The sequence below is a fragment of the Microbulbifer jejuensis genome, assembly GCF_047289955.1.
Classification (GTDB): Bacteria; Pseudomonadota; Gammaproteobacteria; order Pseudomonadales; family Cellvibrionaceae; genus Microbulbifer.
The window spans coordinates 23,277-44,198 of record NZ_JBLBUB010000005.1; the positions used below are offsets into that span (position 1 = coordinate 23,277).

The 20,922-nt window shown below is 56.8% G+C and carries 16 protein-coding genes; 5 read left to right on the forward strand and 11 right to left on the reverse strand.

From position 1 onward, the window contains the following. Positions 1–18 precede the first annotated feature (18 nt). From ACL7TT_RS04495 to ACL7TT_RS04520, 6 genes are all read right to left on the reverse strand, one after another. A complete protein-coding gene (locus ACL7TT_RS04495; RefSeq protein WP_413393494.1) occupies positions 19–3,663 on the reverse strand; it encodes an ATP-binding protein in 3,645 nt (1,214 codons plus the stop codon). Positions 3,664–3,807: 144 nt separating this feature from the next. After that, positions 3,808–4,536 carry a DUF4194 domain-containing protein gene (locus ACL7TT_RS04500; protein WP_413393496.1) on the reverse strand — a complete coding sequence of 243 codons (729 nt, stop codon included), beginning with the start codon at positions 4,534–4,536 and terminating at the stop codon, positions 3,808–3,810. Continuing rightward, positions 4,529–5,956 carry a Wadjet anti-phage system protein JetA family protein gene (locus ACL7TT_RS04505; protein ID WP_413393498.1) on the reverse strand — a complete coding sequence of 476 codons (1,428 nt, stop codon included), beginning with the start codon at positions 5,954–5,956 and terminating at the stop codon, positions 4,529–4,531. Before ACL7TT_RS04505 ends, ACL7TT_RS04500 begins: the two co-directional genes overlap by 8 nt. Positions 5,957–5,971: 15 nt before the next feature. Then, positions 5,972–6,160: a DUF3012 domain-containing protein gene (locus tag ACL7TT_RS04510; protein WP_413393500.1), complete on the reverse strand. Its 189-nt coding sequence runs from the start codon at positions 6,158–6,160 to the stop codon at positions 5,972–5,974. 106 nt (positions 6,161–6,266) lie between these two features. After that, a complete protein-coding gene (gene cysS, locus ACL7TT_RS04515) occupies positions 6,267–7,643 on the reverse strand; it encodes a cysteine--tRNA ligase (RefSeq protein WP_413393502.1) in 1,377 nt (458 codons plus the stop codon). A gap of 78 nt (positions 7,644–7,721) precedes the next feature. Next, positions 7,722–9,395 (reverse strand): glutamine--tRNA ligase/YqeY domain fusion protein, encoded by a 1,674-nt coding sequence (locus ACL7TT_RS04520; protein ID WP_413393504.1) that lies wholly within the window; start codon positions 9,393–9,395, stop codon positions 7,722–7,724. Positions 9,396–9,604: 209 nt separating this feature from the next. Between ACL7TT_RS04520 and ACL7TT_RS04525 the strand changes: the two genes are divergently transcribed. The 5 genes from ACL7TT_RS04525 (at position 9,605) to ACL7TT_RS04545 (ending at position 15,882) form a co-directional block, all read left to right on the forward strand. After that, positions 9,605–10,114, forward strand: coding sequence for a peptidylprolyl isomerase (locus ACL7TT_RS04525; RefSeq protein WP_299944845.1), 510 nt, complete (start codon positions 9,605–9,607; stop codon positions 10,112–10,114). Between the two features lie 36 nt (positions 10,115–10,150). Further along, positions 10,151–10,876, forward strand: coding sequence for a UDP-2,3-diacylglucosamine diphosphatase (locus tag ACL7TT_RS04530; protein WP_413393506.1), 726 nt, complete (start codon positions 10,151–10,153; stop codon positions 10,874–10,876). Positions 10,877–11,053: 177 nt separating this feature from the next. Further along, positions 11,054–12,205 carry a saccharopine dehydrogenase family protein gene (locus ACL7TT_RS04535; protein WP_413393508.1) on the forward strand — a complete coding sequence of 384 codons (1,152 nt, stop codon included), beginning with the start codon at positions 11,054–11,056 and terminating at the stop codon, positions 12,203–12,205. A gap of 244 nt (positions 12,206–12,449) precedes the next feature. Then, positions 12,450–14,129: an FMN-binding glutamate synthase family protein gene (locus ACL7TT_RS04540; protein ID WP_413393510.1), complete on the forward strand. Its 1,680-nt coding sequence runs from the start codon at positions 12,450–12,452 to the stop codon at positions 14,127–14,129. A gap of 40 nt (positions 14,130–14,169) precedes the next feature. Beyond that, complete coding sequence (locus ACL7TT_RS04545; RefSeq protein ID WP_413393512.1) at positions 14,170–15,882, forward strand: thiamine pyrophosphate-dependent enzyme; 1,713 nt, start codon at positions 14,170–14,172, stop codon at positions 15,880–15,882. 101 nt (positions 15,883–15,983) lie between these two features. On the opposite strand, the gene ACL7TT_RS04550 is transcribed toward ACL7TT_RS04545, so the two are convergent. The 5 genes from ACL7TT_RS04550 to ACL7TT_RS04570 form a co-directional block, all read right to left on the reverse strand. Beyond that, positions 15,984–17,222, reverse strand: coding sequence for a tRNA-queuosine alpha-mannosyltransferase domain-containing protein (locus ACL7TT_RS04550; protein ID WP_413393513.1), 1,239 nt, complete (start codon positions 17,220–17,222; stop codon positions 15,984–15,986). Positions 17,223–17,307: 85 nt separating this feature from the next. Beyond that, a complete protein-coding gene (locus tag ACL7TT_RS04555; protein ID WP_413393515.1) occupies positions 17,308–18,189 on the reverse strand; it encodes an NAD(P)-dependent oxidoreductase in 882 nt (293 codons plus the stop codon). A gap of 4 nt (positions 18,190–18,193) precedes the next feature. Continuing rightward, a complete protein-coding gene (locus tag ACL7TT_RS04560) occupies positions 18,194–18,991 on the reverse strand; it encodes an undecaprenyl-diphosphate phosphatase (protein WP_413393517.1) in 798 nt (265 codons plus the stop codon). 3 nt (positions 18,992–18,994) lie between these two features. Further along, positions 18,995–19,696, reverse strand: coding sequence for a tRNA (adenosine(37)-N6)-threonylcarbamoyltransferase complex dimerization subunit type 1 TsaB (gene tsaB / locus ACL7TT_RS04565; protein ID WP_413393519.1), 702 nt, complete (start codon positions 19,694–19,696; stop codon positions 18,995–18,997). Between the two features lie 323 nt (positions 19,697–20,019). After that, complete coding sequence (locus ACL7TT_RS04570; RefSeq protein WP_413393521.1) at positions 20,020–20,793, reverse strand: hypothetical protein; 774 nt, start codon at positions 20,791–20,793, stop codon at positions 20,020–20,022. Positions 20,794–20,922 lie beyond the last annotated feature (129 nt).

Below are 20,922 nucleotides of genomic sequence, written 5' to 3' on the forward strand. Positions count from 1 at the left end.
TATACACTCCCTGTCAAGTCACTCTACTTCCACCAATCCCATAAAATCCAGCGATGCCTGTTGACGAATAGTGCGGCGGTGATTGGCCCAGAGCTCGGCGATACGCTCCTGGTTACACACCTTGCGATCCACATATACCCGGGTATTCAGTTGGCCGATAGGTTTGGCGCTGGGGCACTTACTGAATACAAACTGGTTCGAAATCAGGTCCATAAATGGCCCGGATTTGCTGCTGGGCATAATAAACAGCAGCTGCAATCCCAGTGTTTCGGTGAGGTAACGGATCACTTCCTTGGAGCGGGATTCGTCCATCTTGGAGAAAGCCTCATCCACCAGCACCATCTGCAAATGGCTGCCGCTTTCACCAAAGCGGAAGGCGGAAGTGACCGCAGCGGAACGGATAATATAAGCTGGGGTTTCCAACTGGCCGCCGGAGCCGGTGCCGTACTGGCTGAGGGCGATAGGCAATTTGTCTTCCAATTCCTTGTAAATCTCGTAGCTGCGGTAATTGCGGTAGTCGCTGATGCGGTCCAGCTCGCGCCGTGCCACCTGCTCATCCTCACTCAATAACATATCTAGCAGGCGATCGCGCACTTTGCGGTGCTTGGGCGCCAGATCCGTATCGAACAGGCTCTGCTCTTCGCCCAGATTCGGCAGTTCGATCACCGCTTTAAAGAAGTTCCAGTATTCCTTGAATTCCGCCACCCACTGGTAATCGAAACGAAAGCGCTCGCGGTCGGCGCCGAAGCGATGATGCTCCAGCTCTTTGTTGAGGTCATCCAGCACACGCTTGCCGTCATTGATGGACTGGTAAATAGCGTGGCACAAGTGAGTTACAAACGTGGTATTGAAGGATTTTTTCAATCCCAATAATTGATCGTGACGCTCCACCAACAGGTTGTTTTTGAGACGGTTGCGCAGTGTCTCTACCTGATCACCAAGCCCACTGATCAACTTGAACAACCCGTCTCTGTGGCCGCCAGTGAGGTCCGGCTCAAACATCAGGGTGTCCACACTGGCACAAGTGGCATTGTACTCCATCACCGCGCGATCCAGCTGGCGGCTGTATTTTTCCAGTATTCCCTGCCAATTTTCGATATCCACAGAGAAATCAAAATTGTCCGCGGCGTGTTGCACCTGCTTGTCTGCAGTGATCAAGACCTGCTCGGCATCGAAGGTGGGATCAATAGCAGTAATACGCCTTACCATCGCCTCGCTTTCACTGGCGGCATCGTCCAGGGATTCCAGCTCGCCGGACAGTGCGTATAACAGCTTTTCATTGCCCTTTAATTTGGTCTCCAGCGAACCGGTGTTCCGCTGCAGATCAGACAACAGCTTCTGTTGGGCTTTCAGCTGGGTCTTGAGTTCATCCACCTGCTGTTCAAACTGCTCAAAGTCTTTCAAGTCCAGGTTTTCCAGGGCACGCTCAGCGTTGCGCCACTCCCGCTGGGCGGACAGCGCGGAATCCACAATCGAGAGTAACTGGATATTCGCCAGCCCGCGCACTGCAGTGATAACGCGGCGGTAGAGCTGGTGGCGCTCATTAACCTGTGCAGCTTCCTCAAGCAGCTGCTCCATAGCGCGCTGCTGGGCTGCCAATGCGCGGGCACGGGCGCCCTGGCCGAATACCAGTTCGGCATCGTCCATATCACAGCGCCACATGCTGTAGTTGCCACTGGCCATACCATCGACGGTCAGGCCCCGGCGAGTGCCGCGTAATTCGTGCTCATCCTCCACCTGGACCACGGCGCCATAGGACACGCGCAAATAGTGTTCGGCGGTTTTATGGGTAAATTCCATCAGCTCGATAACGGAATTGGCCGGGGTATCCAGGCGTTCGGCATCCCGGCGGGCTTTATCCCCCTGGATAACGCGGGCGCGGTTATTGCGCCCCGGCAGGCTGCGTACGATACGCATCGCTCGTGCTTCATGTTCCGGCTCAACAATAATCGAGAAGCGCGCGCCACCCAGGTAGCCCTCAATCGCCATTTGCCAGCGCTCATCCAGCACCTCCACATAGTCACAAAGGACGCGGGGCTCCGCTTCAGGGCACTGTTCGCGAATGGCAGCCAGAGCCCCTTCCACTGCCTGGGGGTAGCGGACGCGGTTGGCCTGCAAGTGTTGAATGCGGCTTTCCTGGGTGCGCAACTGCTTTTGCAGTTGCTGTACTTTTTGCTCCCAGCGGGCGGCCTGCTGGGCAATCTGTTCTTTGGGGGAGGGCTCATCCCCGGTTGCACTTTTGTTACTGCTTTCCAGCAGTTCACAGAGACGATTCTGTAAAGCTTCACTGCTGGAAGCGCGTTCGCGCAAGGGTTCCAGTGCGGCCAGATTGATCCAGTCTTTGCCCAATAGCTTGTGCAGATCCGGCAGGTCTTCTTCGCAGGCCACCCGCTTGATCGCCTGCACCAGCGCCTTGTCGGAGAAGGCGTTGATTTCCAACTCGGCGGAAGTGCTGTTCAGCAGATTTAACAACTCTTCTGCAGCTTCTTGGTTCTCACGCCAGCGGACCTCTTCGGCGGACAGCGGTGTGTGCTGCTGGGACAGGAGGTTCAGAGCATTGTTAATGCGCTGCTCCAATTCGTCCTTGTTGCGCAGCGCATCGATTCCCAGGCGCTGGGCCTGCAGCTCTACCAGTTGGCCATTGAGCTGTTCGACACGCTCGGAAACGATACGCACTTCGCGCTCATTGTTTTCCAGATTGCTGCGTAGTTTCTGCTGGTCATTCTTGCCGCTCAGGTAGCTTTTCTGAACGCGCTGCAGGCGGTGACGTGCACACAAATATTCCTGTACACGCAGTTGCAGCCACTGCTCCCGGTAGAATTCCACCGACTGGGCGATGGTCTCCAGGGAGCTGACCCGCTGCACAATCTGACGCGCCTCCTGCTCCATGCTGTGAATGGTTTTCATCAGCTCGGAAACCGAGCGGATGGCATCGCCCAAATCGCGTTTTTCCAGTACTTCCTGGGCGACAAAATCGTTGATGCTTTTGACCGGCTTGTACGCCATAAAGTTGGCAAAGGTACGCGCGGCGTGCATGGCCTCGCGATCGGGCACCGCATCGCGGCGGCCACGCAAGGCGCCGTATAGGCGGCGCAGGTAGGCCTTTTTCTTGTCGTACTGCTCAACTTTTTCGAACTGCTTGCCCAGTACCTGATTGAATTTATCCAAAGGCAGCAGGTGCTTGCCGTCGGTGTAATCCCGGACAAAGTCCCCCATGACCAATTGCCCGCCGGGGAATACAAAAAAACGTAAATCACTCTGGCGTGCCTGGGCGGGCTGGCTGCTGTTATCCAGATGCGCGCGAATACCCATCACCGCAGTAAATGGCTCTGCATCTTCTTCACCACTGGTGGGATGGAAAACACCGGCGATATAACCATCGGTAGGCTCGAGGCGGGCGTAACTGCCGTCATCACAGCCAAGCACATAGGACGCCAGGGTGCGCACCTGCTTGCCGCCGCGTCCGCGCTGGGTCGTTTCGTCTTGCCCGGGGTTAAAAGTAAACAGGGTGTCGTGGGCGGCGGTCATCAGGGTCTGGATCGCGTCTGCCACGGTGGTTTTACCGGAACCGTTGCCGCCGGAAAACAGGTTGATTGGGCCGAATTCATATTCCAATTGCGGAATATTGCCCCAGTTGATCAGGATCAGTTTTTTCAGAAACATAGTCTTATCGCAGGCGGGAACCCGACTTCCCTCTCCAAGGCCCCTGGGTGCGACTAGCGTAGCCCCAGGCGGTCGAATATTATCGATGATTGATAGCCGGTACTTCCGACCATTTTTTATTTCTCTCTAAGGGGAAGCTTCTGTCTAAAACAGGCTGTGATCCTCGTTGTCTGGAGTGATACGCGCAGAGGATTTCTCTTGCTCAGATTCGCCTCCTTCACGGCCATCGGGGCAGGCAACCTCTGGAGCCTCACTCTCCACCAGCTGACGCAATACCGATTCACTAACAAAGTGGGCGATCGTCGGGCGCACCCGCAACCAGACTTCCGCGCTGGTCTCCGCCTCTTCACTGCTGAACTGCACCAGGCGCAGCTGACGCAATTTCTTCAAAAGATTTTTGCGTTCGGCGTGTTTGTCCGGCAGGGACATTTTCAGCAGGTTGCGCATCCCGAGTTCCAGAGCCTCCAGAGAGAGCGCAACACAGCCGCTCTCATCCACCTGCCCTTCTCGTAGCGCCTTGTCGTATTCCACTCGAAGGGAGAGGATCGCGGCCACTTCCTGCTGTCCAAGGCGTGCGCGGAAGCCGCCGTGGTGAGGCTCTTCCTGATCCGGCAGGCCGGGCACTTCGGCACCGGGCGGATAGACACGGATATACTGGAAACGGCTGTCGTGTTGCAAACGCAATCCCAGCGGCGCCAACCACTCGCGCACCAGCTGCTTGCAGCGCTGGAAACGATCGTAAAGCGTGGTCTCAATCACGCTTTCATCCCGACAAATCACGCCGTAATCCAACAGGCGCACCAGCAGTTCGGAAAACTCACTGCGGTTCAGATGACACTGTGCCAGAGCCTCTTCCAAAGCCTGTTCAATCACAATTTTTCAGCTCCAGGATATATTCGTCAAATTCGGTGAAATAATCATTGCTGGCAATTTCGCCGGTAAATTTCACCTGCAAGTCGGCGGCACCACTCTGGCTCACCGCTGCCGCTTCGATCACATGGCTCATGGCGAGTAAATCCCGCGCATCCCGCAGTGGCAGGTTGCGGCTGTTGATCTGGCGGCCTTTGCCCAGGGCATTGTGTAAATATTCCCGCAGATGGCTGTTGTTGAAGTTAAACGCCTGGTCGAGGAGCTGTTGCAGCTCGATCTCGCGGCGGTCCTCCTCACCGATTGGGGATTCTTCTTCGACCCGGGTATTCACTGGGTGGCGGCGGCTGCGCTGCCATAATTGGGTGTGCCTGGGGTCGAACAGACGCAGCTGGAAGCCGCCCAACGCTTCGCCCAGCTGTCCGAGGATTTGGGTTTTCTGCTGGCTGTCGCCGAGGCGCTGGCACAGATCGGCAAACTCGCCCTCGGCTTGACTGTGCAGGTAACTGAGCTGGCGAATAATAATATCCGCACGCTTGGTAAAGCCCTGCAGGGCGCGGCGCAGTGCGGGCAACTTCACCTCACAGGCGCGGCGCATACGGTCCTCAATGGTATCGAGCATCAGCCACAGCAGGGACTGTCCCTGCTGTACCAGTTCCGGCAGCAGTTGGCGCAGGCGCTTCTCCCACTCCGCTTTCTGCACCTCCTCTTTGCGGCGGATACGCTCAATTACCCGGTTGATAGCGTCGCGGTGCTTTTCCACGCTGTCCGCAGACAGGCGAATGGCCAGGTCGGGCTGAAAGCGACTCTCCATAAAGGAGAAAAACTGGTCGGTAGCCAGTTGTACCAGCAGCTGGGCCTCCACCTCACGCACCATTTCCCGCTTGCGCTCTTCCAGCTCCGCAATCATATCGGTGAAATCCGCCACGATACGCTCGGAATACTCCCAGGCATCGATCAGGTCGTGGATTTCACCCCGGCTGGCAAAGGCCTCTAGGGCATTTAAAGTATTGCGGGTGTTGCGGTGGCGGGTGCGCACGCGAGTGCCGTTCACTTCCACCAGGGGCTGGGTAAACAGGCGGCCGCGGCGGCTGAAGGGATAAGTGGCGGTTAGGGTGGCGCTATCCACCTGCTTTTCCAGCCAACCGAACTCCACCAGGCTATTCATTACCCAGACGGCCTGATCGCGCAGGTTGCGGAAACGGCCTTCCGGGTCCTGTACACCCTCCTCGCTGTCGAGCTGCGGCGCGCGGGTCAGGGCTTCGGCAAAAATTTCAAGAATTTGCTCGCGTAGCAAGGACTCACCGTAGTCAGCCTTGGCGGTATACAGACGCTCATACAACAGACGCAGGCACTCCACCACCTGCTCGCGGTATTTACCGGTCAGCGGGCGAAAGAAGTGCTGGTGGGAATCGGTGAAGAACAACGACTAACTGCCTGCTTATTCTTCTTCCGGCTTTTGGTTCAAGACGCAGTACTTGGTGTAGTCACCCGCATCATTCATGCTCCATTGACCCTTGGGTATACTGTCCATTTTTTTACACCAGGCATCGGAGCCACGCTTGGGCGCACAGGCGCTGAGAGTTACCACGGCGACAAGAGAAGTGATCAGGACAAATACTTTTTTCATAGCTTGTTTCTACAAATGAAATTCGGGTTCTGTACCCCACCCCAACCAATTTTTTACAACAAGGTTAGAGTGGGGCTTTAATTGTTCCTATTGAGTATGGGGCGCCCTACTCACGGCGCCACTTGGTACCTTCACGGCTATCCTCGAGTACCACCCCCTTGGATTTTAACGCCTCTCGAATCTCATCAGCGCGGGCAAAGTCGCGGTTTTTCTTGCTCTGTACGCGCTCGTCAATCAGGGCTTCAATTTCCTCAGCGGAAATGGATTCCTCACCTCCGCGTGCCTGTTTAAACCAGGCTTCCGGGTCCTGCTGCAGAATACCCAGCATATCGCCAGCAGCCAGTAATAAACCTTTCAGGTGCGCTTTATCGGCAACTTCGGCCTTGTTCAGATCCCGGGCAATCTGGTGCAATTCGCTGATGGCGATAGGCGTATTCAGGTCGTCTTCCAACGCCTTGAGGAAGGCGCTGTCGCTCAGGTCGGCTGTTTCCGTCACCACTGTTTCAGTCTCACGCAAGGCACCGTAAAGCGTATCGAGGGTGCGCCAAGCCTGGTCGAGCAGGTCCGCACTGAAGTTCAGTTCGGAGCGATAGTGAGCGGACAGCAGCGCGAAACGCAGCACTTCACCGGGGTACAGCGCCAGCAGATCCTTGACCATACGGAAGTTACCCAGGGATTTGGACATCTTCTCGCCGTCGATATTGACGTAGCCGTTGTGCATCCAGTAGCGCACAAAATCCACACCATTGGCGCAGCAGCTCTGGGCGCGTTCGTTTTCATGGTGCGGGAAGGTCAAGTCGCGACCGCCGCCATGAATATCGATGGTATCCCCCAGGTGCTTCTTGATCATTGCCGAGCACTCCAGGTGCCAGCCCGGGCGACCGCGGCCCCAGGGGCTGACCCAGCCCGGCTCCTCACCTGCCGAAGGTTTCCACAGTACGAAGTCACCCGCGTATTTCTTGTAGGGTGCCACTTCCACCCGCGCACCGGCGAGCATATCGTCTAGAGAGCGCTTGGACAGTTGGCCGTAGTCGGACATGGACTCCACCGCGAACAACACATGACCCTCGGCAGCGTATGCGTGGCCCTTCTCCAACAGGCTTTCTATCATAGAGATCATTTCCGGCAGATGCTGGGTGGCGTAGGGGACAATATCCGGCTCAAGGTTATTGAGCGCAGCCATATCCTCGTAGTAGGCCTGGGCATAGCGCGCCGACAACACACCGATTTCCTCGCCGTTTTCCCGCGCGGCCTTCATGATTTTGTCTTCAATATCGGTGATATTGCGCGCGTAAATCACATCGCTGAAATTTCTTTTCAGCACCCGGTAAAGGGTGTCGAACACCACTACAGGGCGGGCGTTGCCGATATGCACGCGGTTGTACACGGTCGGGCCACACACATACATGCGTACCTGATCTTCCACCTGTGGCACAAAGGGTTCTTTCTTCCCGGAAAAGGTGTTGTAGACCTGTAGAGACATCTCTTCTCTCAAATTCTATTTGCTGCCTGAGGTAGAGCCAACCTATAGCCCCACCTTCCCAAACCACCCTGTGGGCAGTTACTTGTTTTGTTCCTTGGCCCAGCTATCGCGCAGACCGATGGTACGGTTAAACACCGGAGTTTCCACACTGCCGTATTTACTGTCACGGCAAAAATACCCGTTGCGCTCAAACTGGTAACCCTGCTCCGGCTCTATATTGGCAAGGCCAACTTCCGCTTTACAACCCGTTAGGATCTGCAGGTTGTCCGGGTTTACGCAATCGAGGAAGTTCTTACCACCGGCATCCGGGGCCGGATCGTTGAACAGGCGATCGTACAGGCGCACCTCGCAATCCACATTCTTTTCCGCAGACACCCAATGGATCACGCCTTTCGGCTTAACGCCATCGCCCGGGTCTTTACCCAGGCTGTCGAGATCTACCGAGCAAATCACCTCGACAATCTCACCGACATCGTTCTTGACCACTGCTTCCGCAAAAATAACATACGCGTTGCGCAGGCGAACTTTCTTGCCCAGTACCAGACGTTTGTATTTCTTATTGGCCTCTTCGCGGAAATCCTCTTTCTCGATATAGAGAGTGCGGGTAAAGGGAAGTTCACGGGCAGGCAAGTCATCGCGTACCGGGTGGCCGGGCGCCGCCAGCATTTCTTGCTGCCCTTCGGGGTAATTCTTCAGAGTGACCTTCAAGGGCGCCAACACACACATGGCGCGCGGCGCATTTTTATCCAGGTCATCGCGGATGCTATATTCCAGCATACCCACATCCACCACGGAGTCGGAGCGGGTTACACCGATCATCTCGCAGAAATTGCGGATCGCAGTGGGCGTAAATCCACGGCGGCGCAGTCCGGACAGGGTCGGCATACGGGGGTCATCCCAGCCATCCACATGCCCTTCGTCCACTAGTTGCTTCAGCTTGCGTTTGGACACCACGGTGTAGTTGAGGTGCAGGCGCGCAAACTCGTACTGGCGCGGGCGCGAAGGCACCGGCAGGTTCTCAATCAGCCAGTCATACAAGGGCCTGTGATCTTCAAACTCCAAAGTACAAATGGAGTGGCTGATCCCTTCGATTGCATCGCACTGGCCATGAGCAAAATCGTAGCTCGGATAAATGCACCACTTATCACCGGTCTGGTGATGAGCCATTTTCTTGATACGGTAAATAATCGGGTCGCGCAGATTGATATTGGGCGCAGCCATATCGATTTTGGCGCGCAGACTACACTGACCCTCTGCCATTTCGCCATTGCGCATCCTTTCAAACAGCACTAGATTTTCCTCCACGGAGCGGTCGCGGTAGGGGCTGTTCTTACCCGGCTCTTTTAGCGTGCCACGATATTGACGGGCCTCCTCGGCAGACAGGTCGCAGACGTAAGCCTTACCCTCTTTAATCAGGTACAGTGCCCATTCATACAGTTGATCAAAATTATCCGAGGAGTATCTGGCCTCGCCGTTCCACTCAAAACCCAGCCAGGAGAGATCGCGCTTGATGGCGTCGACATACTCTTCCTCTTCCCTGGCCGGGTTGGTGTCGTCAAAGCGTAAATTACAGGTGCCGCCAAATTCCCTCGCGAGACCAAAGTTCAGGCAGACGGATTTGGCATGGCCAATGTGCAGGTAGCCGTTCGGTTCTGGCGGAAAGCGGGTTGCCACCTGGGTTACCCTGCCCTCTGCCAGGTCTTCGCGGATAAGGTTCTGTAAAAAGTGAGCAGGCTTGCGCTCGGATATCATAGGTTTCCCGTTACAGCTGTGCGAATGTCAGCGGCGGATTATAGCCTAGTTGTGGCACAGAATATCGGATTTGAAAGGGCGAGTACCGATGAACCGCACCGATAGCGCACACTTTTTAAGCAACCAATACAGATATCCCAGCTCGACGTTTTACAGCCCCAGACTACAGGGTATCATGCCGCCCCAAACCAACCGTTATAGGACATTTTATGATCACCCTGCACACCACCCATGGGGACATCACCATCGAACTGGATTTTGACAAAGCCCCAAAGACGGCGGCCAATTTCCTGCAGTACTGCCGTGACGATTTTTATACGGGAACCATTTTCCACCGGGTGATCGACAACTTTATGATCCAGGGCGGCGGCATGACCCCCGATATGGAGCAGAAGAAAACCCGCGAAACCATCGAGAACGAAGCCCACAACGGCCTGAAGAACGACGCGGGTACCCTGGCCATGGCGCGCACCATGGACCCCCATTCCGCCAGCTCCCAGTTTTTTATCAACGTCAAGGACAACGACTTCCTGAACTTCCGCAGCAAAGACGCCCAGGGCTGGGGCTATTGTGTTTTCGGTAAAGTTGCCGATGGCATGGACGTGGTCAACAAAATCAAGAGTGTGAAAACCGGCAGCAAGGACTTCCATCAGGATGTACCTCTGGAAACGATCGAAATCACCGGTGTCAGCCTCTCCGATGACTATACCGACAAGTAATTCTACGGGTTGCCAGGGGCCCTAAGGCGGAAAACATTGTCCACTTATTTGATTTCTGATCTGCATCTCGATGAGGGCCGGCCCAGGATCACCAGGGCCTTCTTTGATTTTCTGCGCGGTCCAGCCGCCGGCGCCGGGGCCCTATATATCCTCGGCGACTTCTTCGAGGCCTGGATCGGCGATGACGACGATGCCCCCCTGGTCGATGAGGTTGTGCGGGAACTCAGCCGTTACAGTGGCAGCGGTGTTGAAGTGTATCTGATGCACGGCAACCGCGACTTCCTCCTCGGCATCGATTTCGCCCAGCGCGCCGGTGCGAACCTACTGCAGGATCCCACGACCCTCTCCCTCGCCGGTCACCGGGCCCTATTGATGCACGGCGACAGCCTGTGTACCCGTGACGAGGAATATATGACGTTTCGCCGCCAGGCTCGCGACCCCAACTGGCAACAGGCGCTGCTGGCCAGGTCGCTGGAAGAGCGCCGTACCATCGCGGCACAAATCCGCGCGGTTTCGAAGACCATGAACAGCCGCAAGGCGGTGGACATCATGGACGTCACCCCTGAAGAAGTGGAAAGAGTGATGCGCAAGTACCGTGTGGACATACTGATCCACGGCCACACCCACAGGCCCGGACGCCATGTCCACACCCTTGGCAGCAAAGCGGTAGAGCGCATTGTGTTGGGGGATTGGGATAAGTCTGGCTGGTGCCTGAAGGCGGGCAAAGATGCCCTTGAGCTAATACACTGGCCTATCGCCTGAACCAACACCGCAGCCCGCGCAAGAAGTACCGGCTCCCATGCACGGGTCTCACCTGCCGAAGGGAAAGATCGGCTAAAAACGACGGCGATGTTCAGGGCAATAACGGATTTTCTTGATTTTTCCCATTGGGCCATTGCATGATCGGCGCATACCTCGGGAGAGAGGAGTGCGACCCAGGTGATCAATAACCTGAACAAGCGTGTATTGATACTCGGCGGCTACGGCAAGTTTGGCGCGCGCATTGCGCAGATGCTGAGCTCGGAGCCAGACTTACAACTGATTATCTCCGGTCGTAACAAAGCGCTGGCCGATCAGTACGCGAAAAAGCTGGGGGGCATCACCGAGGGGCTGCGTCTGGAAAGGGACGCTATCAATCTCGCCGCACAGCTCAAAGCGCTGCATCTGGACCTGCTGATCCACTGCGCCGGCCCCTTTCAAAATGCCACCGACAACCGGGTTGCCAAAGCCTGTATCGAATCCCGCACACCTTATATTGATATTTCCAATGCGCGCCGCTCTGTCTGTGATTTTCACCGTCTATCTCCTGCCGCCAAGACTGCGGGCATTGCCATGGTGTCCGGGGCCGGCACCCTGCCGGCATTGAGTTCCGCAGCTCTTGCCGAGATACAGAGGGAATTACCGGTTATCCACTCGGTGGAGATTGCCGTCGCACCGGCCCGCCGCACAAACTGCGACCTGGCCGCAGCAGGAACGGGTTTTGAATCCTTGGAACACAGCTTTCCACAGCTGCAAAAAGACCGCTGGCACGAGTCCTTCACCGGCAGGCACCTGCGCCCTGTGATCCTGGCGCACCCTGTGGGCAAACGCTGGCTCAGCGACTTTGATGCGCCTGACCTCGAACTCTGTCCCCGGCACTTCCCGCAACTACACAGTGCGCGTTTCGCTACCGGCCTAGAACCGCGCACTGTGCAGGTCTGCCTGTCTGCCTGTGCCTACCTGGCCCGCAAGCAGCTGCCGTTACCTACTACTCGATTAGCGGCACTCGGGTGCAAACTCGGCGCGCACTGGCCAGGCGGCAGCCCCCACAGCGGTATGGTCGTGCGTGCCGAGGGGGAAAACAGGCAGGGCGAAACCACCACCTGGCAGTGGCAGGTTCTCGGTTTAAACGGTGATGGTGCCTGGATATCCGCGGCACCGGTGGTAGCTCTGGCCCGCAAGTTTTTACGCGGAAATGCGCCGGAAGTCGGTGCACGGGCCTGCTGGCAACTCCTGGGCCTGGACGACATCCTGATGGAGCTGAACAACCGTTCAGTGGTGACTGCGCTGGAGACCTTGCCCCGGAAACCCATGCCGACGCTAACCCACTAGGGGAAAGTTCAGCCTGCGATCCAATCGGTGTTCCCTACCCTGTGTCATTCCCAGCCTTGAAATACCGCCACAAATGCGCGATGCCGTCGGCAAGTGCTCGCCAGTGCCACAATCTCCCGACAACCTATCCGGCTGCCAGGTTAACAGCCGCAAATACCGCGTGATCCCGGCAAAGTCCCGGCGAATGATCTAGGTTCAGTATCAGAACTCCCGGTAACGCCAACAACACGGCACCCAACCTCCTATGATGATATCCAATGTTTGGCAGGCATTCTCCTGCAGGAACGGGCTCAAACGTGCCATTATTCCACTGAGTGCCCTGGTCCTGACACCCATTTTCCTGATACTCACGATGACAGTAAGCGGTTGGTGGCTGATTGCCCTGGGGGGAAGCCTGATACTGTTAATCCTGGGCATTTACGATGTATTCCAGCGCCAGTGGACACTGACCCGCAACTATCCGGTAGCCGCCCGTATCCGCTGGATGTTCCTGAATCTCCGCCCCTATTTTCGCGCCTATATCGTCGAAGGCGATGAGGAGGGCCTGCCGTTCAGCTACGAGGCCCGCCGCCTGGTCAATGCCCGCGCCGATGGCTTCTCCGATATGCACCCCTTTGGGACTGAACTAGATGTCCAGGCGCCGGAAACCATGTGGCTGACACACTCTATTACCCCGGCAAACAAAGTGGACGTGCGGGCGCGTATCAAGGTTGGCACAGAGCAGTGTTCGCAACCCTACAATGTCTCGCTGCTCAATGTCTCCGCGATGAGCTTTGGCGCACTCTCCGCCGCCGCCGTTGAGGCCCTCAACAAAGGGGCCGCGATCGGGGGTTTTTACCAGGATACCGGCGAAGGGGGCATCAGCCCCTACCACCGCAAGCATGGCGGGGATCTGGTATGGGAGCTGGGCTCCGGCTACTTTGGCACCCGCAACCATGACGGTAGCTTTAACCCGGATCTCTTCCGCGACGCCTGTGATGACCAGGTGAAGATGACGGAAATCAAGCTCAGCCAGGGTGCCAAACCCGGGCATGGCGGTGTATTACCGGGGGCAAAAGTCACACAGGAAATCGCCTCCACGCGAAAAGTAACGCCCGGGGAGGATTGCGTGTCCCCGCGCGCGCACTCCATGTTCGCAACCCCCATAGAACTCCTCCAGTTCGCCGACCAGATGCGTTCACTCTCCGGTGGCAAACCGGTCGGCATTAAACTGTGTGTGGGCCATATCTATGAAGTCATGGCGATTATGAAAGCCATGTGCGAGACGGGAATTTTGCTCGATTTTATTGTGGTCGATGGGTCCGAGGGCGGCACAGGCGCCGCGCCGCTGGAATTGTCCAACCATGTGGGTATGCCGCTTCTGGAGGGCCTGATCGTAGTGCGCAACGCCCTGGTAGGGGCCGGCCTGCGCGATAAGGTCCGCCTCGCTGCCAGCGGTAAACTTTACTCTGCCTCCGGCTTGGCGGCGTGCCTCGCGGTCGGTGCCGACTGGTGCAATGCAGCGCGACCATTCATGTTTTCCATTGGCTGTATACAGTCCCAACGCTGCCACACCGACACCTGCCCCACCGGCGTCACCACCCAGGACCCCCGCCGCCAGCGCGGACTGGTGGTGGAAGTCCAGAGTAAGCGCGCGGCGGCATTTCAGGCCAAAACACTGGAGGCCCTGGGCAATATTGTTGCCGCCGCCGGCCTGAGTAATCCGCGCGACCTGAAACCCTACCACCTGTATCACAACCTCAGCAGCGGCGACTCAAAACCCATTCACCATATCTGGCATTTTATCGATGAGAAATCCCTGATCGATGCGCCCGAAGAAACGCCCTACGGGCACTGGTGGCTGGCCGCACAGGCGGATTCATTTCACCCCGCCGTCAGGCTAGACCTGGGGCTGAAACAATCCATTCGGCGCAGTTCGTACTGAGCACAATTTCTCTCCAATCGCCTCTACTGTGGAGAACACTATGTTGACGGTTTCAGAAATTATCGCCGACACCCTGGTAAAAGCTGGTGCGAAGCGCTGCTATGGAATTGTCGGCGATACCATCAACCACTTCACCTCGGCCGTGCGACACTCCAAACTCGAGTGGATCCATGTCCGTCACGAAGAGGTGGGCGCCTTCGCCGCCGGGGGCGAATCCTACCTAAGCGGGGAATTGAGTGCCTGTGCCGGCACAACCGGCCCCGGCAGCCTGCACTTTATCAACGGCATTTTTGAGAGCCACAGGAACGGTGCGCCGGTGGTATTGATCGCTTCGAACGTCGACCGCTCTGAACAAGGGCTCGGGTACCCGCAGGAAGTCGATCAGAAAAAACTCTACGAGCAGTGTTCGGTGTTCTGCGAGCCCATCGCCCATCCGGACCAGGCCCGCCGAATCATGAGCCAGGCCGCTCAGGCTGCGCTCAATCATCGCGGTGTAGCGGTCGTGGTGGTCAATGGCGACATGTTTAAAATAAAATCAAAGGACGCGATTCCCTGGTCGGTCCACAGGCCCCAGTGGTTGACACGTCCGCAGGATACAGCGCTGGAGGCCCTGGCGGACAAACTCAACCAAGCTAAGAATATCACCATTTACGGCGGCATCGGCTGCCGCTTTGCGCACGATGCCGTGGTTGAACTCGGCCAACAATTGGCTGCACCCATAGTTCACACCAGCCGGGCCAAGGAATTCCTAGACTACGACAATCCCTGTAATGTGGGTATGAACGGGCTTATAGGCAACCCGGCCGGATACCGCGCCGTGATGACCTGCGATCTGCTGCTGTGCCTCGGCTCCGACTTCGCCTACACACAGTTTTACCCGGAAAAAGCCACCATTATCCAGGTGGATATCGAGGCCTCCCATCTCGGCCGCCGCACCGCCGTGGACATGGGGCTGGTAGGCGATATCAATACAACCGTGGCGGCCCTGCTACCGCGCCTGAAACCCCGCAGCGACAAGAAATTTCTGGACAACCTGCGCGCGCGCTACAGCAGTGACCTCGAACAGCTGGAGAAACGCGGCAACGAGCCGGACCCCAACCTGATCCATCCCCAGTTTGTCGCCCAGACCCTGGACAAACTGGCTGACGAAGATGCGGCCTTCACTGCAGACGGGGGTTCACCGATGGTGTGGATGTTGCGCCACCTGCACGCCAACGGCAAACGCTCCTTTCTCACCAGCCTGTCTCACGGCACTATGGCCAATGCTTACCCGCAGGCACTGGGTATGGCCAAGGCAAACCCCGGTCGCCAGGTGGTCGCCCTGTGTGGCGACGGTGGCCTGACCATGCTGATGGGGGATCTGCTCACACTGGTACAGGAAAAAATCCCTGTGAAGTTGCTGGTATTCAACAACCATTCTCTCGGTTTCGTGGAAATGGAACAGCGTATCGAGGGGATGCTGGACAACTACACCGAGTTAAAAAATCCGGACTTTAGCCGCCTGGCGGAAGTCTGTGGTTTTTGGGGGGAGAAGGTTGAAAAAGCCGACGATCTGCTTGAGGCCATGCAGCGTTGGCTGGCGGCAGAAGGCCCCGCCCTGCTGGATGTCACCGTAAACCGGATGGAATTGGTTATGCCGCCGTCAATCAAAGCACAGCAGGTATCGTCCACGGCACTCTTTGGACTCAAAGCCATACTCAGCGGACGCGCGGACGAGGTGGTCGACTTGCTGAAGGACAACTTCCTGCGCTAACCCCGCTAAAGAACAGGCATCAATACCGTACCAGTGCGTGTATCGTTTTCCCCTCCGGTGACGACAGCAGTGAGTGCGCCAGCCCCATGGAAATGCTCGCACTACTGGGCGGGATTATTTGTTTCCCGGCGGTCTGTGTCAATCGGTGGCACACTCCCTTCAGCACTTGTACCCAGTACTCCTGTTTTATTCGCTGAGTACTCTTTTCGAACCAGGCGATTCAAACTGTCTTCGTATGCCCGCCGCTGCTGCTTCCAGGAAAACGTCTCAAATTCCACCCTTGGCAAGGGGCTGTGCTCCCTGACCTGAGCGGCCAGAGATGCCAGCTTGACAACCGCATCGGCAACACCGGTATAGCGCAAGGATTCGGGGTAGTACTCCGGGTAACACTGTTCATCCGGAACCAATGGCGTGCACCCGGCTATTGCAGCTTCCATCACTGCCAGCCCCTGAAACTCATGGTAAGCAGTGGAGAGAAATACGTGGCTGTTTCTGAGCGTATCGCGGTAGGTCTCCGCGTCCTGTACATAACCCACCGCCAACAGGTGTTGGGCAAAGTCCCGCTGGATGCGCTTAAAGGCCTCGGGACAGCTGCGGAAGGATTGGCCCATCAGGTTGAGCAGAAAATCCACCCCTTTTGCTTTCAGGCCCTGCAGAATACACAGCAGGCGATCGGGGCCTTTGTCGTATTCCCAGCGTGCGGCCCAACTGATCACCAGGACTCCTGCTGAAACTGCCCCCTGATAACCCTGTGCCCAGCGATGTTTCCAGGCCACACTGGAGTCCCGGGGAGCATCGCGGGTAGCGATAAACAAGGAATCCTCCAGGGGCACCGGCAATACCCGGGATTTGCGTTCCATTTCTTCGCAGACGCCCGCCGGCACACAATCGGGGAAGCGCTTTAACAGCCTGGCGGCACCGTCGATCAGGGTGCGGCGATTAAATTCGGAATTAAAAAGCAACAGGTTGCCAGCCAGCGCCGTATAGATATTCAGCAATTGCGGCTCAATGGAACGGAAGGTGTCGGTGCTCGCCGGGTAGGCAAACTGGTTCTCGTGAAAGTAGACAACAACAGGCACCCCCGCTATTTCCGGTACCAGCCCGCGCAGAGCGCTGAGGTCTGTCATTGAGGTAGCAATAATCAAATCCCAGCCCTGTCGCAACGTCCGCGCTGCTTCCCCTCTGGCCCAGGTAAGGCTGTTGCCACGGATGCGCCAGCTGAAGTAACGGGGCGGAAGGGCCAGCACGGCCCATTGCCATTTGGGAAAAGCGTCAATCAGGCCCTTGCGCCAGCGCTTATGACTGTGTGCATCGTAGGCAGAGAGCAAGAGCGTTTTCATCGGGAGTCAGAAACAACCGTAGTGTGTATACCCCGGCTCGGCCATACAAACACCCGGCGCGGGAACGGATTGCAGGACAAAAAGATCATTCGAAGGGGCGTATCTTCATCAGCCGTGCAAAAAGACTGGAAGTATCCCAGCGGGAGCCGCCGATGGCCTGTACCTCACTGTAAAACTGATCCACCAGCGCGGTCAGTGGCAATAGGGCACCGTTGTACCGGGCCTCATCCAGAACAATTGCCAGGTCCTTGCGCATCCAGTCGACGGCAAATCCATGCTGGTATTCTCCCGCCAGCATGGTGTTCGAACGGTTTTCCATCTGCCAGCTCTGCGCCGCACCCTTTGAAATCACACTGACAACTTCCTCCGCGTCGAGCCCCGCCGCCTTGGCAAAGTGCAGGCCTTCGGCAAGTCCCTGGACGACGCCGGCGATACAAATCTGATTGACCATCTTGCACAGCTGTCCACTGCCTACCGGGCCCATCAACCTGACCGTACCTGCATAGCAATTGATCAAAGGGAATGCGCGCTGATAATCGGCTTCTTGACCGCCCACCATCACCGTCAAAACCCCCTTTTGCGCACCTGCCTGGCCACCGGATACCGGGGCATCGAGATAGCCAATCTCCCGATCACGCGCGGAAGCGGCGAGTGCCCGGGTGATATCTGCAGATACGGTGGTGTGATCCACCAGCAGTGTCCCCTGTTCCATAGCGCCAAGGGCACCCTGCTCTGCGCACACCACTTCAGACAAATCACGGTCATTTCCCACGCAGGTAAAAACCACCTCTGCACCGCGCGCGGCTTCGGCCGGGGTTGCAAAACCCCGACCGGTGTATTCCCGCAGCCACTGGTCTGCGCGGCTGGTCGTACGATTGTATACCCGCACACAATGACCCGCGTCCGAAAGATAGCCGGCCATGGGATATCCCATTACGCCGAGACCAATAAACGCTACCGTTGCCATAAAACTACCTCCAGATCATCCAAAACAGGAATGCTCCCAGCACCAGACGATAAATTGCGAAAGGTGCCATTCCTATGCGGCTGATCAACTGTAGGAAGAAATGGATACACACATAAGCGCTGATTCCCGAGAGCACCGTACCGAGCAGTATGTCACCCCAGGGCACAGTATCCAATGTGAGCAAATCCATGACCAGCCAGAGACCACTCAGTGTAATGACCGGAATCGACATCAGAAAGGAAAAACGCGCAGTCGCTTCCCGCTTCATGCCCAACATTAACCCGGCGGTCATAGTGATACCGGAGCGGGAGGTGCCGGGAATCAGTGCAACCGCCTGGGCCAAGCCGATCAACAGGGCTTTTTTCCAATTGAGCTGTGCGAGCGAATCCCTTCTGGCTCCGCGCACATCCGCCCACCAGAGCAGTAACCCAAAACCAATCATTGTCGTAGCGATCACCGTTGCCGAACGCAGGTTCGTTGCAATGAAGTCCTCGAATACCAGGGCTGCCAAACCAGCCGGAATGGTCGCGAGTACTAGCAACCAGGCGAGCCGCCCTTCAGCGGTAAAACGCCCATCGGTGAATCCACCCAGCCCATCTTTGATCAGCAGGCGGATGTCTTTGCGAAAATAGAAAACCACCGCAATCAGTGAACCGAAATGCACAGCCACATCAAAAGCCAGCCCCTGATCCCGCCAACCGAGCAGCTCCGCCGGTAGAATCAAATGGGCTGAGCTTGAGATTGGAAGAAATTCAGTCAACCCCTGCATCAGGGCCAACACAACGATCTGAAATATTTCCATGGGCTACCGGGATCGAATTTTTTGTCGCTTTTGCCAAGTGATTTGGTTACGCAGATACCTGGGTTCCAGTGTCTCGGCGGTTATTGCCGCGCCCGCCTGCCACAAGGGCATCGCCAACTGTAGGATATCCTCCGCGCGAATCGGGACATTCTGATCGATACCTGCAACTGGAACCGCGCGCAGGCGATCGTAGTGCCAACCCGGGCCGGCCCCATACAGTGGAGCGGAAAGTGTTGCCTCCTGCAGAGACAACACAACCTGCTCAGGGCTCTTTACCGCCTCGGGCAACAGGCTGTCATTGGGCGACTGTGCTGTGAAAACACCCCAGTAAACCTGCCCCATACGGGCATCCAACATCGACACAATCGGGGCATCCCCCCACTCTGGGTGTGTGCGCCTGGCACCAAGTGCGAGGGCGGACAGGCTGGATACAGGCACTACAGGTAAATCGGCGGAAAATGCCAGACCCTGGGCGCAGCTGATGGCTATACGCAGCCCGGTGAATGAACCGGGACCGCGGCTGACTGCGACGGCATCAAGATCGGAAAGCGCAATGCCCGCATCGACCAGTACCTCATCCACCATTGGCAACAGTCGTTGGGTGTGGCCGCGTTCCGCTTGCACGAAACGCGCGGCTATCTGGCCATTGCTGTAGCAGGCTACAGAACAGGCGCCGGAGGTGGTATCCAAGGCGAGAATCTTCACAGCTGTCTCAAAGCGGGAAATTGCGAGCCGGGCATTGTGGCACGGCCATAACAGGGAGTCATGTAATTTATTATCCCCGCAGCCAGAGAATTTCTCGGCCCCATAACGGCACGGAGTGATGCCAGCATGGGCTCTGAACCACATGAGATGCCCACACTTCCACTGGTCTTTCAAAAGAGGCGATCGGTTGGGCTCAGGAGGCCCTTGTTAATTGCCAGGGAATCACTGCCCGCCACCTTAAACAGAAAACCCCGGCCGCAGCCGGGGTTCACGAAAAGCCGATCAAGTCTCACCGCTCAACAGAGCGGTTGAGCGGAACTGAATCAGGCTGCCTTCTTGCGCGGACGGCCACGGCGAGCCGCCGTTTTCTTGGTTGCTCGGGTGGCCTTAGCCGCGGTCTTTTTGGGGCGACCGGCTCGTTTCGCCGCAGTAGCCCTGGTGGCTTTCTTGGGCCGACCAGCTCGTTTTGCCGGCTTCGCCGCTGTGGTGGCTTTCTTTGGACGGCCTACTTTCTTTGCCTTGACCGTTTTCTTGGCAGTGGTCTTTTTCTTCGCAGTGGGCTTTTTGGCTTCCGCCTTGAGCTTGGCTGCCGCTCTCTTCTCTAACGCTTTGGCTTTTACTGCCGCTTTCTTCGCGGCTGTTTTCACTTTAGCTTCGGCTTTTTTCTCGGCTGCCTTGATCTTTCTGGCATGTACCTTGGCGCGGGTTTTCATCCAGCGGCTTTCAAACGCCTTCAAGGCCGCCGCCAGATCCTTATTCGCCTTGGCAGAGAGACTATCGGCCAAAGCCGCAACCTTCTCTTTAGCAGCCACTTCTGCAGCGCGTACCGCGTCCATGGCATTGGCTTTGGCGAGATCTATCTTGACCACAGCCAGCTTGACGCGCATAGCTTTCGCTTTGCTATTGGCGTTGGCCAGCGATGCCTTCACTGTTGCCGATTTACTTTTTTTGGCACGGGCTTTGGCCTTTGCCACGCGAGCCAGCTGTGCCTCCAATGACTTGTTCGCTGCGACCAGCGCCTTCTGCGCTTTTGCGACTATTGGCGACGCCGTGGTCGAACTAGTCGCCCGCGTACTCTTTTTCGCTACTCTTGCCATCCCTTGTCTCCTCACTGAAAAAAGAAGTACTTCCGAAAGTGTGCCGGCAGCATTGCCTTTTTGCTATCGAATAAAAACTACAATGGGCTGTTTTTATTACTTATGCATAGCGCCGCACCGCCTATTTCG